This is a genomic window from Streptomyces harbinensis, assembly GCF_900116145.1.
Classification (GTDB): domain Bacteria; phylum Actinomycetota; class Actinomycetes; order Streptomycetales; family Streptomycetaceae; genus Streptomyces; species Streptomyces carpaticus.
In genome coordinates, this window is record NZ_FPAB01000001.1 from 281,343 (window position 1) to 299,312 (window position 17,970).

A 17,970-nucleotide genomic window follows, 5' to 3' on the forward strand; every position below is an offset into this window, starting at 1 on the left:
CCGCTATCTGGCGTACAAGCGCGTCCAGTCCGTGTTCACCGATGTCGTACGACAAGCGCAGATAGTCCGCTCCACCTCCGCCGCCGATCTGCCGGAACAACTCGAACGCACCGCCGGCACGATCAACACCGTACTGAGACGGGCGGCCAAACCGCTGGGGCTGGGCCGTGTGCCCAGCCCCAGCGCTGTGGAGGCCGCCTACGCCGGTTACGCGGCGCTGGCCGCACAGCCCGGCGCCGCGGTCACGGCCGGTGCCGCGGCTTCTCCAGCTCCACCGCAGGCAGCAGCCGGGCCAGCGGGGCCGGGAGCCACCACGCGCGGCGTCCCATCAGGCGCATGGCCGCTGGGACGATCAGGCACCTGATGACCACCGCGTCCAGGAAGATGGCCACCGCCATCCCGAACCCGAACTGCTGGAGCATCCGGTCCGCGCTCAGCATGAACGCGGAGAACACCACGATCATGATGGCGCCCGCCGCCGTGATGACCGACCCGGTGTGCGCCAGCCCCTCCCGGACCGCCAGCCGGTGGTCCCCGGTACGCGTCCACTCCTCGTGGATGCGGGAGATGAGGAAGATCTCGTAGTCCATCGACAGCCCGAAGACGATGGCGAAGATCAGCACCGGGATGAACGCCTCGATCGGGCCCGGCTCGAAGCCCAGCAGGCCGTGCTGGAAGACCAGGGTGACCGCCCCCAGCGCGGCCCCGATGGAGAGCAGGTTCAGCAGCGCCGCCTTGAGCGGGATGAGGAGGGAGCGGAAGACCACCATCAGCAGCAGCACCGAGAGACCGACCACGATCGCCACGAACAGCGGCATCCGCTCGGCGACCGTGGCCGAGAAGTCCTCGACGGCGGCCGTCGCGCCGCCGACGAGATAGCCGGCGCCGGTCCGCTCGGCGAGCCCGGGCAGCACCTCGGTCCGCAGCGCCGCCACCAGCTCGGAGGTCGCCTCGTCCTGCGGCGCGGAGGCCGGGAAGACGATCACCGTGGCCACCGTGCCGTCGGCGGCCGGGATCGGCGGGGTGGTGGCGGCCACCCCCGGCGTACCGGCGAGCACCCCGGCCGCCTCCCCCGCGGCCTCCAGCGCCGTACCGCCCGGCTCCTCGGCCACCACCACCAGCGGCCCGTTGAAGCCCGGACCGAAGCCCTGCGACATCAGGTCGTACGCCGCCCGGCTGGTGGACCCGGCCGGATCGTTGCCGGCGTCGGCGAAGCCGAGCCGCAGGCCGGCCGCGGGCACCGCCAGCGCCCCCAGCGCCGCCACCGACACCAGCAGCACCGCCACCGGACGCCGCTGCACGGCCGCGCCCCAGCGGCGCCAGCCCGCGCCGGTGGCCGCCTTGCCCCGGGCGGCGCGGCGCGCCGCCCGGGCCGGGAACTGCCGGGCGAACCGGGCACCGAAGATCGCCAGCAGCGCCGGCAGCAGGGTGAGCGAGGCCAGCATGGTGACCAGCACCGTCAGCGCCACCCCCAGCGCCATGCCCTGGAGCGAACCGAGCCCCAGTGCCACCAGCCCGAGCAGCGCCAGGATCACGGTGCAGCCGGCGAAGAAGACGGTACGGCCGGCCGCGTCCAGCGCCCGGCGGCTCGCCTCCTGCGGCCCCGCCCCGGCCACCAGCTCGGAACGGAACCGGGCGAAGACCAGCAGCGCGTAGTCGATGCCCACCCCCAGGCCGACCAGCATCATCACGTACGGCGTGTAGTCGGCGATGGTGAACCAGTGCGAGGCCAGCACGATCACGGCCATGGTGCTGCCCACCGCGAAGACCGCCGTGATGACCGGCAGCCCGGCGGCGATCACCGTGCCGAACATGAACACCAGGATGACCAGCGCGGCCATGATCCCGGCCCCCTCGGCGCCGCCCCCGTCGCTCTCGGCCAGCGCCCGGGCGGCCTCCCCGCCCAGCTCCACCCGCAGCCCGTCCCCGGCCGCCGCGCTCGCCGTGTCGTACAGGTGCTGGGTGTCCGCCACGGCCATCTGCTCGGACCGCACCTGGAGCACCACCGTGGCGTAGCCGACGGTGCCGTCGGCGGAGAGCGCGGCCGTACCGTCCTCGTACGGGGTGCGGACCTGCGCCACCAGCGGCAGCTCGGCGACCTCCGCGAGCATCGCCTCCACCCGCTCGCGCACCTCGGTGCGCTCCAGGCCGTTGGCGTCGTGCAGGACGATCTCCAGGCTGTCGCCGGCCTGGTCCGAGCCGTGCTCGGTGAGCAGTTCCAGCGCGCGCTGCGACTCGGTGCCGGGCAGGGAGTGGTCCTGCCGGTAGCGGTCCCCGGCGGCCGAGGCGCCCGCCCACAGGGCGGCCAGGACGACGACCCACACGATGAGGGCCGTCCAGCGGTGCCGGTGCGAGAACCCGGCGAGCCGTTCGAAAACGGTCATGACGTATCTCTTTCTCGGTCGGTTGAACGGAAGCAGGCCGATGGGGGATCAGAAGAAGAAGGCGGTGGTGCGCGCGGCGCCCTCGCGCGGGCCGGTGCGGGCCGTCGCACGCCACAGCCACAGCTGGGCGGCGAGCAGCACCGGGACGAACGCCGTCAGCGCCGGGACGAGCAGCCCGAGCACCGGGCCCGCGGCGGCGTTCTCGCGCAGCGGCAGTCCGGCGCCGGCCAGCAGCGGCAGCGCCGCCAGTACGGCCCCGGTCAGCGCGAACGTCTGGCCGCGTCCCGGGCCGCCGGCCAGCTGCCGCGCCCGCCGGTACGGCTCGCCGGTCAGCCGCAGCGCCCCGTAGCCCAGGCCGTGCGCGGCGAACAGCAGCGCCACCCCGGCGACCGTGGCGAGCGCCAGGCCGCCCGCGCCGCCGAGCAGTCCGGCCAGCGCCCAGCCCCAGGCGGCCACCACCGTCCAGCTGCCGGCGCAGATCATGACGTCCGGGACCCGGCCGCCGTGCACCCGCCACCACAGCCCGGCGTCCCGCACGATCCAGCCGGCCAGCAGCAGCACGAGGACCGGCAGCAGCTCGGTGAACAGCTCGCCCTCCAGCTCGGGGAAGCAGCCGATGAACACCCCGGCGGCGGCCACCAGCCACACCTCGCTGCCGAGGAAGTACGGGGCGAGGGCGGCGGCGATCCGGTCCCGGTCGGCGCGGTCGCGGCCCAGCAGTGGCAGCAGCATGCCGAGGCCGAGGTCGGCGCCGGCGAGCGCGAAGTAGCCGGCGGTGAAGAAGCCCAGCAGGCCGATGGCGAGCGTTTCCATGGCGGACGTCCTTCTCAGCGGGGGCCGGGGCCGGCGAGCGGCGCGACGGGCGGGGCGGCGGGCGGGCCGGCGGGCGGGCCGGGCGGGCCGGGTGGTACGAGCGGGGTGGGCGGGGGCAGCGGCCCGCTGAGCGGGGCGGTGGGCCCGCGCCGGGCGGTGCGCAGCAGCAGCACGGTGTTCACCGCGATCAGGACGGCGAAGAGCGTGCCGAAGACGGCCAGCGAGAGCGCCATCGCCCCGGCGGAGAGGTCGGAGACGGCGTCCTCGGTGCGCAGCACCCCGTACACCACCCACGGCTGGCGGCCGGCCTCCCGGAAGACCCAGCCGGCGGTCATCGCCACGTACGGCAGCGGCACCATCGCCATCAGCACCGTGTGCCACAGCCGGAACCGGTGCACCGCGCGGGGGAAGCAGGCCAGGATCGCCGAGGCCAGCAGCCCGTACATCAGCAGCGCGAACATCAGCATCATGACCGTGCCGGCGCCGCGGGTGAGGGCTTCGTGGGGCAGGTAGTCGCCCGGGCCGAAACGTTCCGTCAGCTCGGCTTGGAGCCGGGCCGTCTCCGCGGCGTCCTGCCGGAAGACGGCCGACTTCATCGGCTGGAGGGTGGTCAGCGAGGCCAGCTGCACCCCGCCGAAGACCACGGTGACGAACAGCGCGGGCAGCGCGGTGAAGACCCCCAGGCGCAGCGAGCGGCGGAACAGCGCGTGGTGCTCGGTGCGCCGGGAGAGGTGGTAGGCGCTCACCCCGGCCAGGAACAGCCCGGCGGTCACCAGGGCGCCGCCCGCGATGTGGCCGAAGGCGAGCAGGGTGGAGGGGTTGGTGAGCAGCGCCACCGGGTCCTCCAGCACCAGCGCGCCGTCACCGTCGGTGGCGTACCCGACGGGGTTGTTGAGGAAGCCGTTGGTGACCAGGATCCAGTAGGCGGACAGATAGGCGGTGCCGGTGACCACCCACAGGATCGCCAGGTGCACCCACCGGTTGAACCGGTCCCAGCCGAGGATCCACAGCCCCAGGAAGACGGACTCGACGAAGAACGCGAACACGGTCTCCACCGCGAGCGAGGCGCCGAACACGGCGCCCGCCGTGTGGCCGAGACCGCTCCAGGCCATCCCGAACTGGAACTCCATCACCAGTCCGGTGACGATGCCGATGCCGTAGTTGATCAGGTACAGCCGGCCCCAGTAGCGGACCATCGCCGTGTGCACCGGGGCGCCGCCGCGCAGCGTCGCCCGGGTCTGGAGCACCGCGAGCAGCGGCGCCAGCCCGAGCGTCAGGGAGACGAACAGGAAGTGTCCGGCGGCGGTGAGGCCGAACTGCCAGCGGGCGAAATCAAGGGTCTGCGGATCCACGTCCCCACGGTCGCGGCAGGACACCCCCGCGCGCGTCGGCCCGTGGCGTACACCCGCCGTACCACCGGGGTACCGGACCGGGGGCCCGCGCGTACTCCCCCGGTGGTGCTCGCGGCGCTACGCCAGCCAGCCCGGGGTGATCATGCCGCTCTCGTAGGCGAGGACGACCAGCTGGGCGCGGTCGCGGACGCCGAGCTTGGTCATGACACGGGAGACGTGGGTCTTGGCGGTGGACGGGCTCAGGACGAGCCGGCGGGCGATCTCGTCGTTGCTGAGCCCGGCGCCGACCAGGCCGAGGACCTCGCGCTCGCGCTCGGTGAGCGCGTTCAGCCGGGGGCCGGGGTCGGGCTGCTTGACGCGGCCGGCGAACTCGGCGATCAGCCGGCGGGTGATGGCGGGGGCGATCAGCGCGTCGCCGCGGGCGCAGACCCGTACCGCGTGCAGCAGTTCCTCCGGTTCGGTGTCCTTGAGGAGGAAGCCGGAGGCGCCGGCGCGCAGCGCGCCGTAGACGTAGTCGTCCATGTCGAAGGTGGTGAGGATGACCACCTTGACCCCGGCCAGCCGGGGGTCGGCGGCGATGTCGCCGGTGGCGGCGAGGCCGTCGCGGTCGGGCATCCGGATGTCCATCAGCACGACATCGGGCCGCAGTTCGCGGGCGAGCCGCAGCGCCTCGTGGCCGTCGCCCGCCTCGCCGACGACCTCGATGTCGTCCTCGTCGTCCAGGATCGAGCGGAAGCCCGCCCGGACCAGCCGCTGGTCGTCGGCGAGGAGAACTCTTACACATCCTGCGTCGGGGTCCCCGTGGGGCGTGGTGGCCATGCTTCACAGGGTAGGCGTGGGCGTATATGAAGAAGCCCCGCCCATGCGCCACAGGGGCGTACACAGACGGGGCTCAGGTGAGGTCAGACGCCCCTTGCTGGCAGGCGGGGGTGGGACTCGTACCGCTCGGCATGACGGCACCGAGGCCGAGGCCATGCCGTTCGCCACGGCCCACACGCTTCCTTGACTATGAAGACGGCAAAGATCTCCCCACAACCTCATGGATTCGAGCACCGGCCTCGGCCCTGACGGGGATGAGCGCGATAACGCCGGACACCACCAATGACCACATTGCCGCCTGCGCCAATTGGGGACTGCTCGCAATCTGCGGAATCATCGGGACAAGCCAGGCTGCGATGAACAGCGGGAGAGCCGAAAGCAGCCCTGAAAAGATCCTGGCAATAGAGCGGCTCGGCGCCAGGACGGCAGGCGCTGTCGACAGCAGAACGGTCCGCTCGTAACGTGCGATCTGAATCATTCCACGGGTCAGATTACCTACCACAGCCACAATATCCGCCTCCGAGGAGGCGGTTGCCAGCTCCTTCTTCAGCAAGCGAATCCCTGTAGCGATCTTTTCGGCCTCAGCTCTCAGTTCGTGTCGCAACCTCCGATCTGCCATATCGGCCCTCTTCCCGAGCGCGAGATGCACGCTCGCATCCACTGCAATGCCATCAACCAGGCCAACCCATCGTCTGCACGCCCTGGAAGAACGCCATTCCATTCGTTCGCAGTGAATACGATAAGTCACCTGGACGATGCCAAGTACAACTGAATCGTGAGGATGACATTCCCGGTCGATCCTGATCCGATGACGCACCAGCAGCCATACGAGCAAGGGAATTTCAACGAAGAGGAAGACAGCAAGTGCGACTTTTCCCATCTGGGGGAACAGCCACGGAGCATCCCACTCATTCGGCAAGCGCACCACCATGAACCACAGGAAACTGGTGAGCCCGACAGCAAGGCCGATCGAGAATTGAGCCAAGAGCACCCGCAGCTTCAGTGAACGTCCGAATTGCGCGACAGCAATGGTCCACACCACAGCGGTCAAGGTGAAAGAAGTGCGCTGGCTACCGCCAAGGACGACCAATACTGGCGGCACCGCCAGAGGAACCATCCAAGGTGAAAATCGACTGTGATAGAGCCGATGTCCCACACCGATTCTCCGTTGGATCGAGGCGCGAACAGGTTCCCAGGCCAACTGGTCTGAAGGCTGGTATCCCTGAGTGGCCATGAGAAAGCGTGCCATCCGCCAGGCGTCGATCATCTCGTCACGCTGACACCGCTCGACTGTTCGACCCTGTATCCAATCCTTGAATGAACACCACAGACCCATGTTCAGTCCCCCGTTGCCCTTGCTCCGTCAAAGGACCGACCATACGTGGCAGATCTGACACGGGCCCCACAGGAGCGAAGCGCATCGGTCCCCTGTAGAGCAACGGGCCCGGAACGACGGTTGCGGGTTCTGCCGTTCGTGCTTCTCCAGCAGACCAACGAGCCGGGTAGCTGAGAATGGCCGGCGAAGGCGGTGCTTGCCGTGTGGGCGGGTCAGCTGAAGTCCTGTCCCGGTGTCGTGCGGACCAGTTCTGGTTCGGGGAAGCGTCCGGGAGCGGGCGGGCTGCCTCAGCCGGGCAGGAGGGCGAGGTGGACGGCGAAGACGCCGAGGGCTTCCTTCTCCGGCGGGTAGATCTCGCGGATCACGGCGACGAGTTGGGCGTGGGTCATGTCGGGGCCGCCGATCGCGGCCGGATCCTCGGTGTCGAGCATGGTGGTGAAGGAGTCGTATCGCTTCACGGCGGTGACGCGAGTGGTCAGCGACTCGTCCGCGCAGGTGATCCGCAGACTGTCACCGGCCACGATCTTGCGGATCTTGGGATAGCCGACGCGGACCTCGATGGTTTTGGCGCCGGACGCGATGAGGTCGAAGTATGGCTTGCGGATGGTGAGGGAGTGCTCCGATGGCAGTTGAGAGCCGGTCACGTGATCTCTCCTTCGGTCCGTACTCCCGGGGCTGGGGCCGCGTCGGCGGCGGTCAGCCGTTCGCGAAGTTCCTCGACGTCGGCCTGACGAGGGTAGCGGCGGGCGAGGAACGTGGTGAGATCCCCGGCCCGGTGGCGGACGGAGTCCACGACGCGGGCGGAGTCAAGAGCCTGGTGGCCGAGGGCAACGGCGTCGTGGAGGTCTCCTAGTTGGGCGTGGGCGAGGGCTAGGTCGATGCGGGCGATGGCCTCGCGGCTCGGGGACCTGGAGGCCGCGGGGGCCGCCTCGTAGGTGGCCAGCGCTCGTTCAGCGTGCTGCTGGGCCTGCTCGGCCTGACCGAGCCAGACGAATGAGGTCGCTGGATACGAGGTCAGTGCGTAGTCGGCCAGGGGTAGTACGTCCAGGCCGAAGCGGCGGGGTGAGCGGGGCGGCAGCAGGCGGTAGGCGTCCTCGGCGGCGTGGAAAGCCGTGGTGAAGCCGTTCGCATCGCCCTCGGCAGCTGCCGCCCTGGCCGCCTGGGCGTGCAGCCGTACGGTCAGCGGATGGTCGGTGGGGGCCTCGACGAGTCCTTTGAGGGCGGCGTCGCGGGCTTTGCCGGGCCGTTGTTCGTACAGGTTGATGGAAGCGGCGGCGTCCATCGCCCATGCGCACAGCTGTCCGTGTCCGGCTTGCCGGCCGTGGACGAAGGCGTCGGTGGCGAATGCCAAGCCGGTGCGGGCGTCGCCGAGGTCGTGGGCGAGCCAGGCCAGCAGTTCGGACATCCATCCGGCGAACGCCAGCAGCTCGCGTTGTTGCCGGTGGGTGTGTCGGCCTTTGAGGAGGGCGTCTACCTTGCGCCGGTAGTCCATCACCGCGGCGAAAACCGTGTGGGGCGGTTTGAGCGAGTACGCACGGTTGAACTCGGTCACCACGAGATCGAGGTGACCGAGGGTTCCCGAGCCGAGAGCGGTGCATTCAGCCTGCTTGGTGAACTCCAGTGCCTCAGCGGCTGCCTGTTCGAGGACCTGTGCTGCGGCGACCGGGGAGGCCAGGGCCAGTCCGGCCAGTTTCACCGCGTTGCGTCGCTTCGTCTCCTCCACCTCCGTGAAGGCCGGCGAGCCCGCGCTGATGCGGGCCCCTTCTCGTCCTGAAAGTGTTCCATCGCTCGGTCCCGCGTTCCACCGTGGAGTGCCCTGCTCCCCCTGAGCGGGGGGCGAGTAATCGTGCGCGAAGCCCAGCTCGACCGGGTTGGTGGTGAACAGGCGGCACAGCAGGTCCTGATAGTCGGGGCTGGGCAGGACGCCCGCTTCCCAGTCCTTCCAGGAGCGTTCGCTCAGTCCGACTTTCCCGAGCTGTTCGGCCTCGACAAGGTCGTGGGCGGCCCTGACGGCCTGGGTGACGGTCCACCCCATCGCCAGGCGGCGACACTTGAGGAGCCGGTGTCCGCAGTGGTCCGCTATCGCTCTGGCGATCTGCACGATGAGCGCCACCGGCACTGGCTCCGGTGAGCCGGCCTGGCCGAGCGCCCGTTCGCGCAGAGCGCGGCCGCAGGAGATGCCGTGCACCGTTGTTGACCGCTTTGCCTGGATGCTCACGGCTGCTGCCTCCCCGCGTGGCATGGATGGGCGCCGGATGCGCCGTCCGTGCTGCCGGAGGTTGACTGCCTGCCGGGGGATGCGATCAAACCCCCGGCCGTGGGCGGGACTGACTCCCTCACCGGGCGGTCATCCCGCCCGATGAGGGCGGATACCTCTCACTACCTGCATAAAGGTCAGCGGATCACTCTGATAGCGGCGCCGGTCCGGCCGTCGGTCCCACCGTGCGGGCTCATCAGCCGCAAGGTGGGGCATCCGGCCGGACACGGCGCGACTTCCACCCGTCCTCACTTTCCCGGGCCGGTCCCGGGGCGAGAGACCAAGAGGGAAACCCATGGAAGAAGCACAGGCACTCCGTGGCTTGTCCGGGCAGATCGCCCAGCTGGACAGGCTGGACGAGACGTTGATCGAGCGGATGCGGCACGAGGCCCTGACCGCGCCGGCCCCCTGGAAAGCCGAGTACGGGGAGTTCCAGTCGGGCGGCTGGTGGACCACGTCCCTGATGAACGCCTCCGGCGAAGCGGGGGACGTGCTGATCGCCGATGGCAGCGCGCGCTCCACTCCGCTGCTGAAGCACATGCCCACCACCGCCGGCCTGCTGGCCGATCTCGGGTTGTCCTACATGTGGGTGCGGCTCGCCCGTCTGGAAGCGAACGCGTTCCTGTGGGAACACCGCGATTACAACGAACTCGACCAGGTCGAGCGCCACCGGCTGCACATCCCACTGCACACCAATTCCTCCGCGTTCCTGGTCACCGGCGGCACCAAGGTCCACATGGCCGGTGGGCGGATCTGGCGGCTGACACCGACATACGCGCACGGGGTCTGCAACCTTCTGGGCCCGGGCCGGATCCATCTGATCGCGGATGTCTACGCGGACGACGCCTACGACCGCCTCGCCAGGCGCACTCAGCTGCATCCCTCGGTCGCCGAACCCCTGCCGCAGGCGTCGGAGGCCGTCCTGGCCGAGCGGTTCGCCGCCGCGCGGCGCCTGGCCGGCCTCGGCTACATCGACGCCGCAGAGCAACTGCTGCTGCGGCTGTTCTACTCCTTCGCCCTGCCCGAGGGCACCGTCTACGACCTGATCGCCGATCTGCACACCGTGCTCGGCGACAGCGAGGCGAACCAGCGCTGGACGACCGCGAAGGCCAAGCTGCTCGCCCTCGCTTCGTGACACCGCCCGCACCAGCCACACCTGTCCGCGCCATCTCCAGCCCGGAAGGACCGCACATGCCCACCCTGTCCCTGGCCCCGGCCGAACTGCGCCTGGCCGAACTCACCGAAGCCAACCAGCCCAGCCAGCTGCCGCTGCTGACCCGCATCGCCGGGCTGCTGTCCGCATCGGCGGCGGTGACCCACCTGCTGGTCCGGGGCTCGCTCGCCTCCGGCACCGCCGACCGCCTCTCGGACGTCGATTTCATCGTCGGCGTCCACGACCGCGACCTGCCCGCCTTCACCTTGGCTCTGAACGACCTGATGACCGTGGCGGGCGGGGCCCTGCTGCCAGGCTGGCGCGACACCATCGTCGCCGATCTGGGTGGTATCGGGTTCGTCTTCCTCGTCCAGCACGAGGGAAAGCTCCAGCAGGTTGACCTCTACCTCGCTCCCGCCTCTCAGATCGCCACCGTGCGGCGGAAAGTCGCCGGGAAGGTGCTGCTGGACCGTCCGCCAGCCGAGGTTGCGCCCGAGCAGACCGAGCGGGCCACGGCGTATGTCTCCGAGCTGCTGAAGCGGCCGAAGTCCTGCGCCGAGTTGCTGATCGAGCACCTGGTGCTGGCTGTGCTGCTGCACAAGCGGATCCGGCGTGGTCAGCGGTTCATCGCCTACGCCGAGTGGCATCTGCTGCACTGTGCGACGAAGGACCTGGTGAAGGCCGCTCTCGCACCGGCCTCACGCTTCTGGGGCTGGTATCAGCTGCGGGAAGAGATCGCGCTGACCCCGATCGGCCGAGCCTGCCTGGCCGATCTGGACGCGGCGATCACCTCCCCGGCCGTCCCCGATGCCACCGACGTGGAAGCCGCTTTGGACCGAGTCCTGGCGCTGACCGAACGGGCCTGCCCCGACGCCTTGGACGGCCTGTCGGACGCCATCACCGCGTACCGCACCTACCTGGAGCTGGCATGACGCCCCAAGCCGACCGGTCGGGTGGTCAGCAGATGACGGCGTCGTTCTTCGGCGGGGTGGTTCCCGCCTCACCTGACGAGGAACGGCTGGCGGAGGAGGTGGGCGTGGCCCTGGCCCGGGCCGGGTTCGCCCTCCTGCACGGCGGCTACAACGGGCTGATGGAAGCTTGCGCGCGGGGGGCCTCCTCCGAGGGTGGCACGGTCACCGCGGTGACGCTGGCGGACAAGCACGCCGAGTGGGGCGGCTTCAACCGGTACGTCACCGGCGAGGTGCACCTGCCCGATCTCGGCTCCCGTCTCCACCACTACCTCGACCACGCGGACCTCGTGGTCGCGATGGGGGGCGGCGTCGGCACCCTGCACGAACTGACGTCGGCGGTCTACTACGCGAGCAGCATCCGGCCCGTCCCCGTATGGATCACCGGACCCACAGCGCTCGGGCTGCTGGACTTCCTCCACCGGGAACGGTGGCTGTTCGAGACACCCACCAGGCCGCTGGGATTCCTGAGCCGGATCGAGTCGGCAACAACGTTCACCGCCCGGCTGCGTGACCTGACCGACGATATGGAGGCCGACACATGAGCGCCACCACCCTGACCCTGGCGGCCAGGATCGCCGAGGTGGCGTGCGTCACCGACGCGTTCGCACTGGCCGACGCCAGGGTGCTGGAGTCGTACTTCGACGAGTACCGGCTCGCCGCCGACCCGCAGCTGCTGCACGACGTCGCCGACGCGATGGCCGCGCTCGTGCCCGAGGATGCCGAGGCGCTGGCCGGCGTCGAGCTGGGCGGGGTCCCGCTGGTCGTCGCCCTGTCGGCGGCCACCGGACTGCCTGCCGCGTTCCTGCGCCGGGTGCCCAAGCGCTACGGTTCCAGGCGACAGGTCGAGGGCGCCGCCGTCGAAGGGCGGCGGATCGTCCTGGTCGATGACGTGGTCCGTTCCGGCGGGCAGCTGCTGGCGATGTCCCGGATGCTCCGGGTCGCCGGTGCCCCGGTCGCCGACGCGCTGTGCGTGCTGGAACGGCCACTGGGCGGGCGGCGGCTGCTGGACGATCACGGTGTCAGGCTGCATCCGCTGCTGGTCGAGGCCGACCTGCCCACCCAGTCGAGGGCGGCGTCATGACGGGGGCGGTGCTGTTCGACATGGACGGGGTCCTGCTGGACAGCCGAGACGCGATGCTGGCCACCCTCGCCGGCGTCGCCACCGCAGCCCTCGGCAGGCGGGTGAGCGTGGCCGAGCTGCCGCCGGACGCCGTGACCACACCGAGGGTCAAGGTGCTGACCGGGCTCGGGGTCGCTGAACCGGACGAACTCTGCGAGCGCTGGTGGGATCCGTCCCTGGCCACCGCAGCAGGTACCCGGCTCTTTCCTGGCGCCTTGGAGGGATTGGCCGCGATCAAGGACGCCGGGATCGCGACGGGCCTGGTCACCTTGCAGACCCGGGCCCGGCTGCACTGGCTGCTGCCGCCAGCCGCCCTCGCCCTGCTCGATGTGACCGTCTGCCGAGAGGACGCCGAGCCGAAACCGGCCCCGGACGGGCTTCTGCTCGCCCTGGCCGAACTCGGCGTCGGGCCGTCCGAAGCGGTGTTCCTCGGCGACACCACGGGGGACATCGCCGCCGCCCGCGCGGCCGGTATCACCCCGCTCGGAGCCGGCTGGGGCTACGCCGGACCCGCCGCCCTGACGGCGGCCGGGGCAACCACCGTCCTGGACGACGCGGACCTGATCGGGCCCGGCCTGCTGGACTTCATCCCCTGCCGGCCGACCACGCTCACGGGAACCGCGCACACACGCTAAGCGATCTTGACACCGGACCCGCTACAGTCGGTGGTGCGGCAGACCAGGACAGCAACTCCGCCGGTCTTCCGCACCACCGATGTGATCAACGGATCTGGAGTCAAGGTGCGGCCCATGAGGGCGCGAGCTATCTGCGTCGAGCCGGAGAACTGAGAACCCTCTCAGTCCCTGTTCTCGGCCCGGCTCGGCGTGTGATCTCCCCACCACCTTCCGCGACTCCTTCCGTGAGGCCATGCCGCCATGCGCTCGACGCAGATCCGTCAGACGTTCACCGACTTCTTCACCTCCCGGGGCCACCAGCCGGTCCCGTCCAGTCCGCTCGTTCCGGACGACCCGACCCTGCTGCTGGCGAACGCCGGGATGAACCAGTTCAAGCCCTACTTCCTGGGCGAGACCGCCCCGCCGTTCCCCCGCGCCACCAGCATCCAGAAGTGCGCCCGCACCTCCGACATCGACAACGTCGGCCGCACCAACCGCCACGCGACGTTCTTCGAGATGATGGGCAACTTCTCCTTCGGCGACTACTTCAAGGAAGACGCCATCGCCTTCGCCTGGGAACTCCTCACCCAGGGCTACGGGCTGGAGAAGGACAAGCTCTGGATCACCGTCTTCGAGGACGACGACGAGGCCGAGCACCTGTGGCGCCGCATCGGCGTCCCCGCGAGCCGCATCCAGCGCCTCGGCATGGAAGACAACTACTGGTCCATGGGCGTCCCCGGCCCTTGTGGACCCTGCTCGGAAGTCAACTACGACCGCGGCCCCGCCTTCGGCAAGGAAGGCGGCCCCGCCGTCGACGGCGAACGCTACGTCGAGATCTGGAACCTCGTCTTCATGCAGTTCCAGCGCGGAGAGGGCGACAGGAAGGGCGACTTCCCCATCCTCGGCGAATTGGCGAACAAGAGCATCGACACGGGCCTCGGCCTGGACCGCCTCGCCGCGATCCTCCAGGAGGTGCCCAACGTCTGCACCACCGATCTGCTGCTGCCCACCTTCCACACCGTCCAGGAACTCGCCGGCCGCGAAGCACCCGGTGAGGGCGAGGAGAAGGTGTCCTTCCAGGTCGTCACCGAGCACGCCCGCAGTGCCGCCTTCCTGATCGCCGACGGCGTCCTGCCCGCGAAGGACGGCCGCGGCTACGTCCTGCGCCGCCTGATGCGCCGAGCGATCCAGCACGCCCGCCTGCTGGGCATCGACGGCCCGGTCCTCCCCGCGACGACCGCCAGCGTCATCGGCAACCTCGGCACCGTCTGGCCGGAGCTGACGGCCCAGGCCGCGCTGATCGAGCAGGTCGTCACCGCCGAGGAGGAGTCGTTCACCCGCACCCTGTCCCAAGGCACGCGGCTGCTGAACGCCGCCATCAGCCGTACCCGGGACAGCCGCTCGGCCACACTGCCCGGCGAGACGGCCTTTGAACTCGCCGACACCTACGGCTTCCCCCTGGAGCTGACCGTCGAGGCCGCCCAGGAGGCGGGGCTGACCGTCGACGCCGACCGCTTCGCCGCGCTGCTGGACGAGCAGCGGAAGCGTGCCAAGACCGGGGGTAAGGCCAAGACCGCCGAGGCGCTGCGCCGCATGGACACCTACCGCGAGCTGGCTTCCGCCCTGCCGCGTACCGAGTTCCTCGGCTACGAACACCTCACCGCCGAGACCACCGTCAACGGCATCATCTCCAGCGGCGCCACAGTGGCCACCGCGACAGCCGGATCCGATGTCGAAGTCGTCCTGGACCGCTCACCGTTCTACGCCGAAGCCGGAGGCCAGATCGGCGACACCGGCACCCTGCGTACGGCCGGCGGCGCCCTGGTCCGGGTCACCGACACCCGGTACGGTCTTGAGGGCTTCCACGTCCACACCGCCCGCGTCCTCGAAGGCGAGCTGCACACCGGCGACAACGGCGAAGCCGCCGTGGACGCCGAACGGCGCGCCGGCCTGATGCGCTCGCACTCCGCCACCCACATCCTGCACGCCGTCGTCATGGCCACCCTGGGCGATCACGCCCGCCAGCAAGGCTCTCTTGTCGAGCCCGACCGGCTCCGCTTCGACTTCGCCCACTTCTCCGCGCTCACCCAGGACCAGCTCGCCGCGATCGAGACGGCTGTCAACCGCCACGTCCTCGATGACCCCGGCGTACGGGCCTGGCACGCCGACCGCGCCGAGGCCGAGGCGGCCGGTGCCATCGCGCTGTTCGGCGAGAAGTACGGTGACACCGTCCGGATCGTCGACATCGGCGACTTCTCCCGCGAACTCTGCGGTGGCACCCATGTGGCCCACGGCTCCCAGGTAGGTGCTTTCCGCCTGCTCGGCCAATCGTCCGTCGGCTCCAACCTCCGCCGCGTCGAAGCCATCACCGGCCACAGCGCCCTGACCCACGCGGACGCCGAACGCCGGCTGCTCAGCGAAGTAGCCGGCCTGCTCGCCACCCGCCCCGCAGACGCCCCCGAAACCCTCCGCAAACGACTGGAAGCCCTGGCCACCGCCCAGGACCAGCTCTCCCGGCTGCGGACGAAGGAACTGCGCCACCAAGCGGAAGGCCTCGCGGGCCAAGCCCGGCCGGCCGGTCGGGGACAGCTGGTCGTCCAGCGCATCTCCGGTGTCTCCCCCGCCGAACTGCGCAGCCTCACCTCCGATATCCTTCAGCGCCTCCAGCGCGGACCTGCCGTCGTCATCCTGGGTGCCGAACGCGGCGGCAAGGCCCTCCTCGCCGCCGCGATCTCGTCCGGCCTCCACCAAGAGGGCACCGAGGCCAGCCACCTCCTCAACCGGGCGGCCCGGACAATCGGCGGCGGCTCCGGCGGCCAGGGCGCTCTCGCCAGCGCGGGCGGACGCCACCCCGAAGCCCTCGACCAAGCTCTGGCCGCTGCCGCAGCAGAAGCGTCGCTCCTCATGTCGAACCGCTGAGCGGTGCTGTCGGTCGGAGGGGGTCGTCTGGCTTCGGCGACGCCCTCCGACATCCGAACCGCCTGGTTGGCTGCCGGAACAGACAATGGCTCCGATCCGCCAGGAACTCGGCGACGAAGGCGCGGAAGGCGGCGCGCGGCATGAGCAGGAGTCGCACGTTCGGGTCCTTGGAGCGCTCCAGGGAGAAAGGGAGTAGCTGGACCGTGGTGATCGGTTGCTCGCTGGCGGACCGCAGCTTCCCCAGTTGCTTCGCCGTCACCGCCGGCGAGCCGATGATGCGGCGCAGCACCGCCTCGTCGAGGATCGCCGTCAGCGTGGCCGGCTGATCTCCGGCCAGGCAGCTGCTCGGGCGGCGCATCCGCACCCGTACCGGGTCCTCGCTGGGCGAGCTCCGGGTCCTGCGCATCCGAGAGATGACGGCGCGGGCGCAGTCCTCTGTCCGGAGCAGTCCTGGCACCAGCGTCGGCTGGTAATCCCCGGTCGTCAGCGCCGCCTACTCCAGCGCGAGATGGCCGTCGTAGCGCGTCTTGAGACGTACCCGGATCATGCCTGTCCTTCGGAGAGGGGCGCCAGCGGCAGCCGGGCGGTCACCCGGAAGCCGGAGTCAGTATGACCGGCGGTCAGCTCTCCGCCCAGGGCGCGGGCCCGCTCCCGCATGCCGCCGATCCCGGAGCCGGTGCCGTCGTCGGGTCCGGTGCTGCCGCCGCCCGGGGGCGCGCCGCCGCTGCCGTCGTCCTCGACCAGGATCCGCAGCTCCGCGGCGTCCCGGGTGACCTGCACCCGTACGGCGGTGGCGCCGGCCGCGTGCCGGGTGACGTTGGTCAGCGACTCCTGCACGATGCGGTACGCGGCCAGCGCGGTGCCCGTTCCCACCGCGTCCGGCGGCAGCGGGTCGGGGTCGGTGCGGAGGGTGACGGCGAGGCCGGTGGCGCGGGCCCGGTCCGCGAGCCGGCCGAGGTCGGCGAGGCCGGGGGCGGGGGCGGTGGGGGCGCCGCCGGGCTCCTCGTCCACCTGGCGCAGCATGCCGAGGGTGCCGCGCAGTTCGCGCAGCGCGTCCTTGCTGGTGTCGCGGACGGACTCCAGGGCGCGGGTCAGTTCGGCCGTCTCGCCCGGCCGCTTGGCGCTGCGGTGCAGGGCGGCGCCGGCCTGCACGCTGATCAGCGAGAGGCTGTGGCCGAGGACGTCGTGGATCTCGCGGGAAATGCGCAGCCGCTCGGCGACGGCGGCGCGGCGTTCGCTCTCCTCCTGGTAGGCCTGGCGCACCCGCATGGCGTGGCCGAAGGCGATGACCGCGAGGAACCAGCCCTCGAAGAGCACCATCGACATGTTGTCCACGTGCCGCTGGTCGGCGTTCGAGGCGACGAACTCGCCGTAGGTCATGGCCAGCATGGTGGCGACGGCGAGGGTGACGGCGGCGATCAGCTGCCCGGCGCGGGAGAGGGTGTAGAGGGCGAGGACGAAGGCGACGCCGGGCGTCAGTCCGTCCAGGGAGGACAGCGGGTAGTAGACGCCTGCCGCGACCAGGGTGAACAGGGCGACGGCGAGCGGCCGGCGGTGCCGCAGGCCGAGGGCCGCCCAGCACAGGGCGCCCAGCAGCCAGGTGGTGAGCAGGACGGGCAGCGTCTCGTCGGCGTGGCGCACGGCGAACAGAACGGTGTCCACGAGCAGCGGCAGCCCGGCGAGCAGTATCACCCGGTCCATCCGGAACATCGGCGGGGTCATAGCCGACAGAGTACGTAGGCTGGAGCCCCCGGCCCGCCCGCTTTCCGTCCCCAGGAGGCACCGCCCATGACGTCCCCGAAGAGCAACGAGCCCGCGCACGACCCGGAGGTGCTCCAGCTCGCGGCGAAGATCTTCGATCTCGCCCGGGACGGGGACACGGCCACGGTCGCCGCCTACGTGGACGCGGGTGTGCCGCCGAATCTCAGCAACGACAAGGGGGACACGCTGCTGATGCTGGCCGCGTACCACGGGCACGCGGCCACGGTGGAGGCGCTGCTGGCGCGCGGCGCCGACCCCGGCCGGGCGAACGACCGGGGCCAGACGCCGCTGGCGGGGGCGGTGTTCAAGGGCGAGACGGAGGTGGTCCGCACACTGGTGGCGGCGGGCGCCGACCCGGCGGCCGGCCAGCCCTCGGCCATCGACACCGCCCGGATGTTCGCCAAGACGGACCTGCTGGAACTGTTCGGCGCGGCCGGCTAGGCGGGCCGGCTAGGCGGTTTTCGGGGGTAC

The 17,970-nt window shown here is 70.7% G+C and carries 16 protein-coding genes; 7 read left to right on the top strand and 9 right to left on the bottom strand.

What is annotated here, in order from left to right; genetic code table 11:
* Nucleotides 1–242: 242 nt before the first annotated feature.
* From BM385_RS01400 to BM385_RS01425, 7 genes are all read right to left on the bottom strand, one after another.
* Nucleotides 243–2,384 carry an MMPL family transporter gene (locus BM385_RS01400; protein ID WP_093841918.1) on the bottom strand — a complete coding sequence of 714 codons (2,142 nt, stop codon included), beginning with the start codon at nucleotides 2,382–2,384 and terminating at the stop codon, nucleotides 243–245.
* Nucleotides 2,385–2,432: 48 nt separating this feature from the next.
* Entirely contained in the window at nucleotides 2,433–3,197 is a 765-nt protein-coding gene (locus tag BM385_RS01405; protein ID WP_019431825.1) for a cytochrome d ubiquinol oxidase subunit II, read from the bottom strand.
* Nucleotides 3,198–3,211: 14 nt separating this feature from the next.
* A complete protein-coding gene (locus BM385_RS01410; protein ID WP_093841919.1) occupies nucleotides 3,212–4,549 on the bottom strand; it encodes a cytochrome ubiquinol oxidase subunit I in 1,338 nt (445 codons plus the stop codon).
* Between the two features lie 117 nt (nucleotides 4,550–4,666).
* Nucleotides 4,667–5,368 (bottom strand): response regulator, encoded by a 702-nt coding sequence (locus BM385_RS01415; protein WP_093841920.1) that lies wholly within the window; start codon nucleotides 5,366–5,368, stop codon nucleotides 4,667–4,669.
* A gap of 187 nt (nucleotides 5,369–5,555) precedes the next feature.
* A complete protein-coding gene (locus tag BM385_RS26670) occupies nucleotides 5,556–6,635 on the bottom strand; it encodes a hypothetical protein (protein WP_139275130.1) in 1,080 nt (359 codons plus the stop codon).
* Between the two features lie 356 nt (nucleotides 6,636–6,991).
* A complete protein-coding gene (locus BM385_RS01420; protein WP_093841921.1) occupies nucleotides 6,992–7,348 on the bottom strand; it encodes an ASCH domain-containing protein in 357 nt (118 codons plus the stop codon).
* On the bottom strand, nucleotides 7,345–8,922 hold the full coding sequence (locus BM385_RS01425) for a tetratricopeptide repeat protein (RefSeq protein WP_254791410.1): 1,578 nt from the start codon (nucleotides 8,920–8,922) through the stop codon (nucleotides 7,345–7,347). Before BM385_RS01425 ends, BM385_RS01420 begins: the two co-directional genes overlap by 4 nt.
* Nucleotides 8,923–9,256: 334 nt before the next feature.
* Between BM385_RS01425 and BM385_RS01430 the strand changes: the two genes are divergently transcribed.
* From BM385_RS01430 to alaS, 6 genes are all read left to right on the top strand, one after another.
* The gene (locus tag BM385_RS01430; protein ID WP_093841922.1) at nucleotides 9,257–10,096 is read left to right on the top strand and encodes an aspartyl/asparaginyl beta-hydroxylase domain-containing protein; all 840 of its coding nucleotides are present in this window, start codon (nucleotides 9,257–9,259) and stop codon (nucleotides 10,094–10,096) included.
* 56 nt (nucleotides 10,097–10,152) lie between these two features.
* A complete protein-coding gene (locus BM385_RS01435) occupies nucleotides 10,153–11,046 on the top strand; it encodes a hypothetical protein (RefSeq protein ID WP_093841923.1) in 894 nt (297 codons plus the stop codon).
* Nucleotides 11,043–11,627 carry an LOG family protein gene (locus BM385_RS01440; protein WP_093841924.1) on the top strand — a complete coding sequence of 195 codons (585 nt, stop codon included), beginning with the start codon at nucleotides 11,043–11,045 and terminating at the stop codon, nucleotides 11,625–11,627. The genes BM385_RS01435 and BM385_RS01440 overlap by 4 nt, the downstream gene beginning before the upstream one ends.
* The gene (locus tag BM385_RS01445; RefSeq protein WP_093841925.1) at nucleotides 11,624–12,166 is read left to right on the top strand and encodes an orotate phosphoribosyltransferase; all 543 of its coding nucleotides are present in this window, start codon (nucleotides 11,624–11,626) and stop codon (nucleotides 12,164–12,166) included. Before BM385_RS01440 ends, BM385_RS01445 begins: the two co-directional genes overlap by 4 nt.
* Nucleotides 12,163–12,840 carry an HAD family hydrolase gene (locus tag BM385_RS01450; protein ID WP_254791411.1) on the top strand — a complete coding sequence of 226 codons (678 nt, stop codon included), beginning with the start codon at nucleotides 12,163–12,165 and terminating at the stop codon, nucleotides 12,838–12,840. Before BM385_RS01445 ends, BM385_RS01450 begins: the two co-directional genes overlap by 4 nt.
* 240 nt (nucleotides 12,841–13,080) lie before the next feature.
* Complete coding sequence (alaS, locus tag BM385_RS01455) at nucleotides 13,081–15,738, top strand: alanine--tRNA ligase (RefSeq protein ID WP_093841927.1); 2,658 nt, start codon at nucleotides 13,081–13,083, stop codon at nucleotides 15,736–15,738.
* Here the strand turns inward: alaS and BM385_RS28340 are convergent.
* Nucleotides 15,722–16,195 carry a Scr1 family TA system antitoxin-like transcriptional regulator gene (locus BM385_RS28340; RefSeq protein ID WP_367889584.1) on the bottom strand — a complete coding sequence of 158 codons (474 nt, stop codon included), beginning with the start codon at nucleotides 16,193–16,195 and terminating at the stop codon, nucleotides 15,722–15,724. The genes alaS and BM385_RS28340 overlap by 17 nt on opposite strands.
* A gap of 86 nt (nucleotides 16,196–16,281) precedes the next feature.
* On the bottom strand, nucleotides 16,282–17,460 hold the full coding sequence (locus BM385_RS01465; RefSeq protein ID WP_093841929.1) for a sensor histidine kinase: 1,179 nt from the start codon (nucleotides 17,458–17,460) through the stop codon (nucleotides 16,282–16,284).
* A 66-nt stretch (nucleotides 17,461–17,526) separates the two neighbouring features.
* On the opposite strand from BM385_RS01465, the gene BM385_RS01470 reads away from it, so the two are divergent.
* Nucleotides 17,527–17,940, top strand: a complete 414-nt coding sequence (locus BM385_RS01470) for an ankyrin repeat domain-containing protein (protein WP_019431829.1) — start codon at nucleotides 17,527–17,529, stop codon at nucleotides 17,938–17,940.
* Nucleotides 17,941–17,970: the final 30 nt, after the last annotated feature.

Coding starts and splice junctions, on each gene's coding strand:
- BM385_RS01400 (WP_093841918.1), bottom strand. CDS start 2,384: ATGACCGTTTTCGAACGGCTCGCCGGGTTCTCGCACCGGCACCGCTGG.
- BM385_RS01405 (WP_019431825.1), bottom strand. CDS start 3,197: ATGGAAACGCTCGCCATCGGCCTGCTGGGCTTCTTCACCGCCGGCTAC.
- BM385_RS01415 (WP_093841920.1), bottom strand. CDS start 5,368: ATGGCCACCACGCCCCACGGGGACCCCGACGCAGGATGTGTAAGAGTT.
- BM385_RS26670 (WP_139275130.1), bottom strand. CDS start 6,635: ATGATCGACGCCTGGCGGATGGCACGCTTTCTCATGGCCACTCAGGGA.
- BM385_RS01430 (WP_093841922.1), top strand. CDS start 9,257: ATGGAAGAAGCACAGGCACTCCGTGGCTTGTCCGGGCAGATCGCCCAG.
- BM385_RS01435 (WP_093841923.1), top strand. CDS start 10,153: ATGCCCACCCTGTCCCTGGCCCCGGCCGAACTGCGCCTGGCCGAACTC.
- BM385_RS01440 (WP_093841924.1), top strand. CDS start 11,043: ATGACGCCCCAAGCCGACCGGTCGGGTGGTCAGCAGATGACGGCGTCG.
- BM385_RS01445 (WP_093841925.1), top strand. CDS start 11,624: ATGAGCGCCACCACCCTGACCCTGGCGGCCAGGATCGCCGAGGTGGCG.
- BM385_RS01450 (WP_254791411.1), top strand. CDS start 12,163: ATGACGGGGGCGGTGCTGTTCGACATGGACGGGGTCCTGCTGGACAGC.
- alaS (WP_093841927.1), top strand. CDS start 13,081: ATGCGCTCGACGCAGATCCGTCAGACGTTCACCGACTTCTTCACCTCC.
- BM385_RS01465 (WP_093841929.1), bottom strand. CDS start 17,460: ATGACCCCGCCGATGTTCCGGATGGACCGGGTGATACTGCTCGCCGGG.
- BM385_RS01470 (WP_019431829.1), top strand. CDS start 17,527: ATGACGTCCCCGAAGAGCAACGAGCCCGCGCACGACCCGGAGGTGCTC.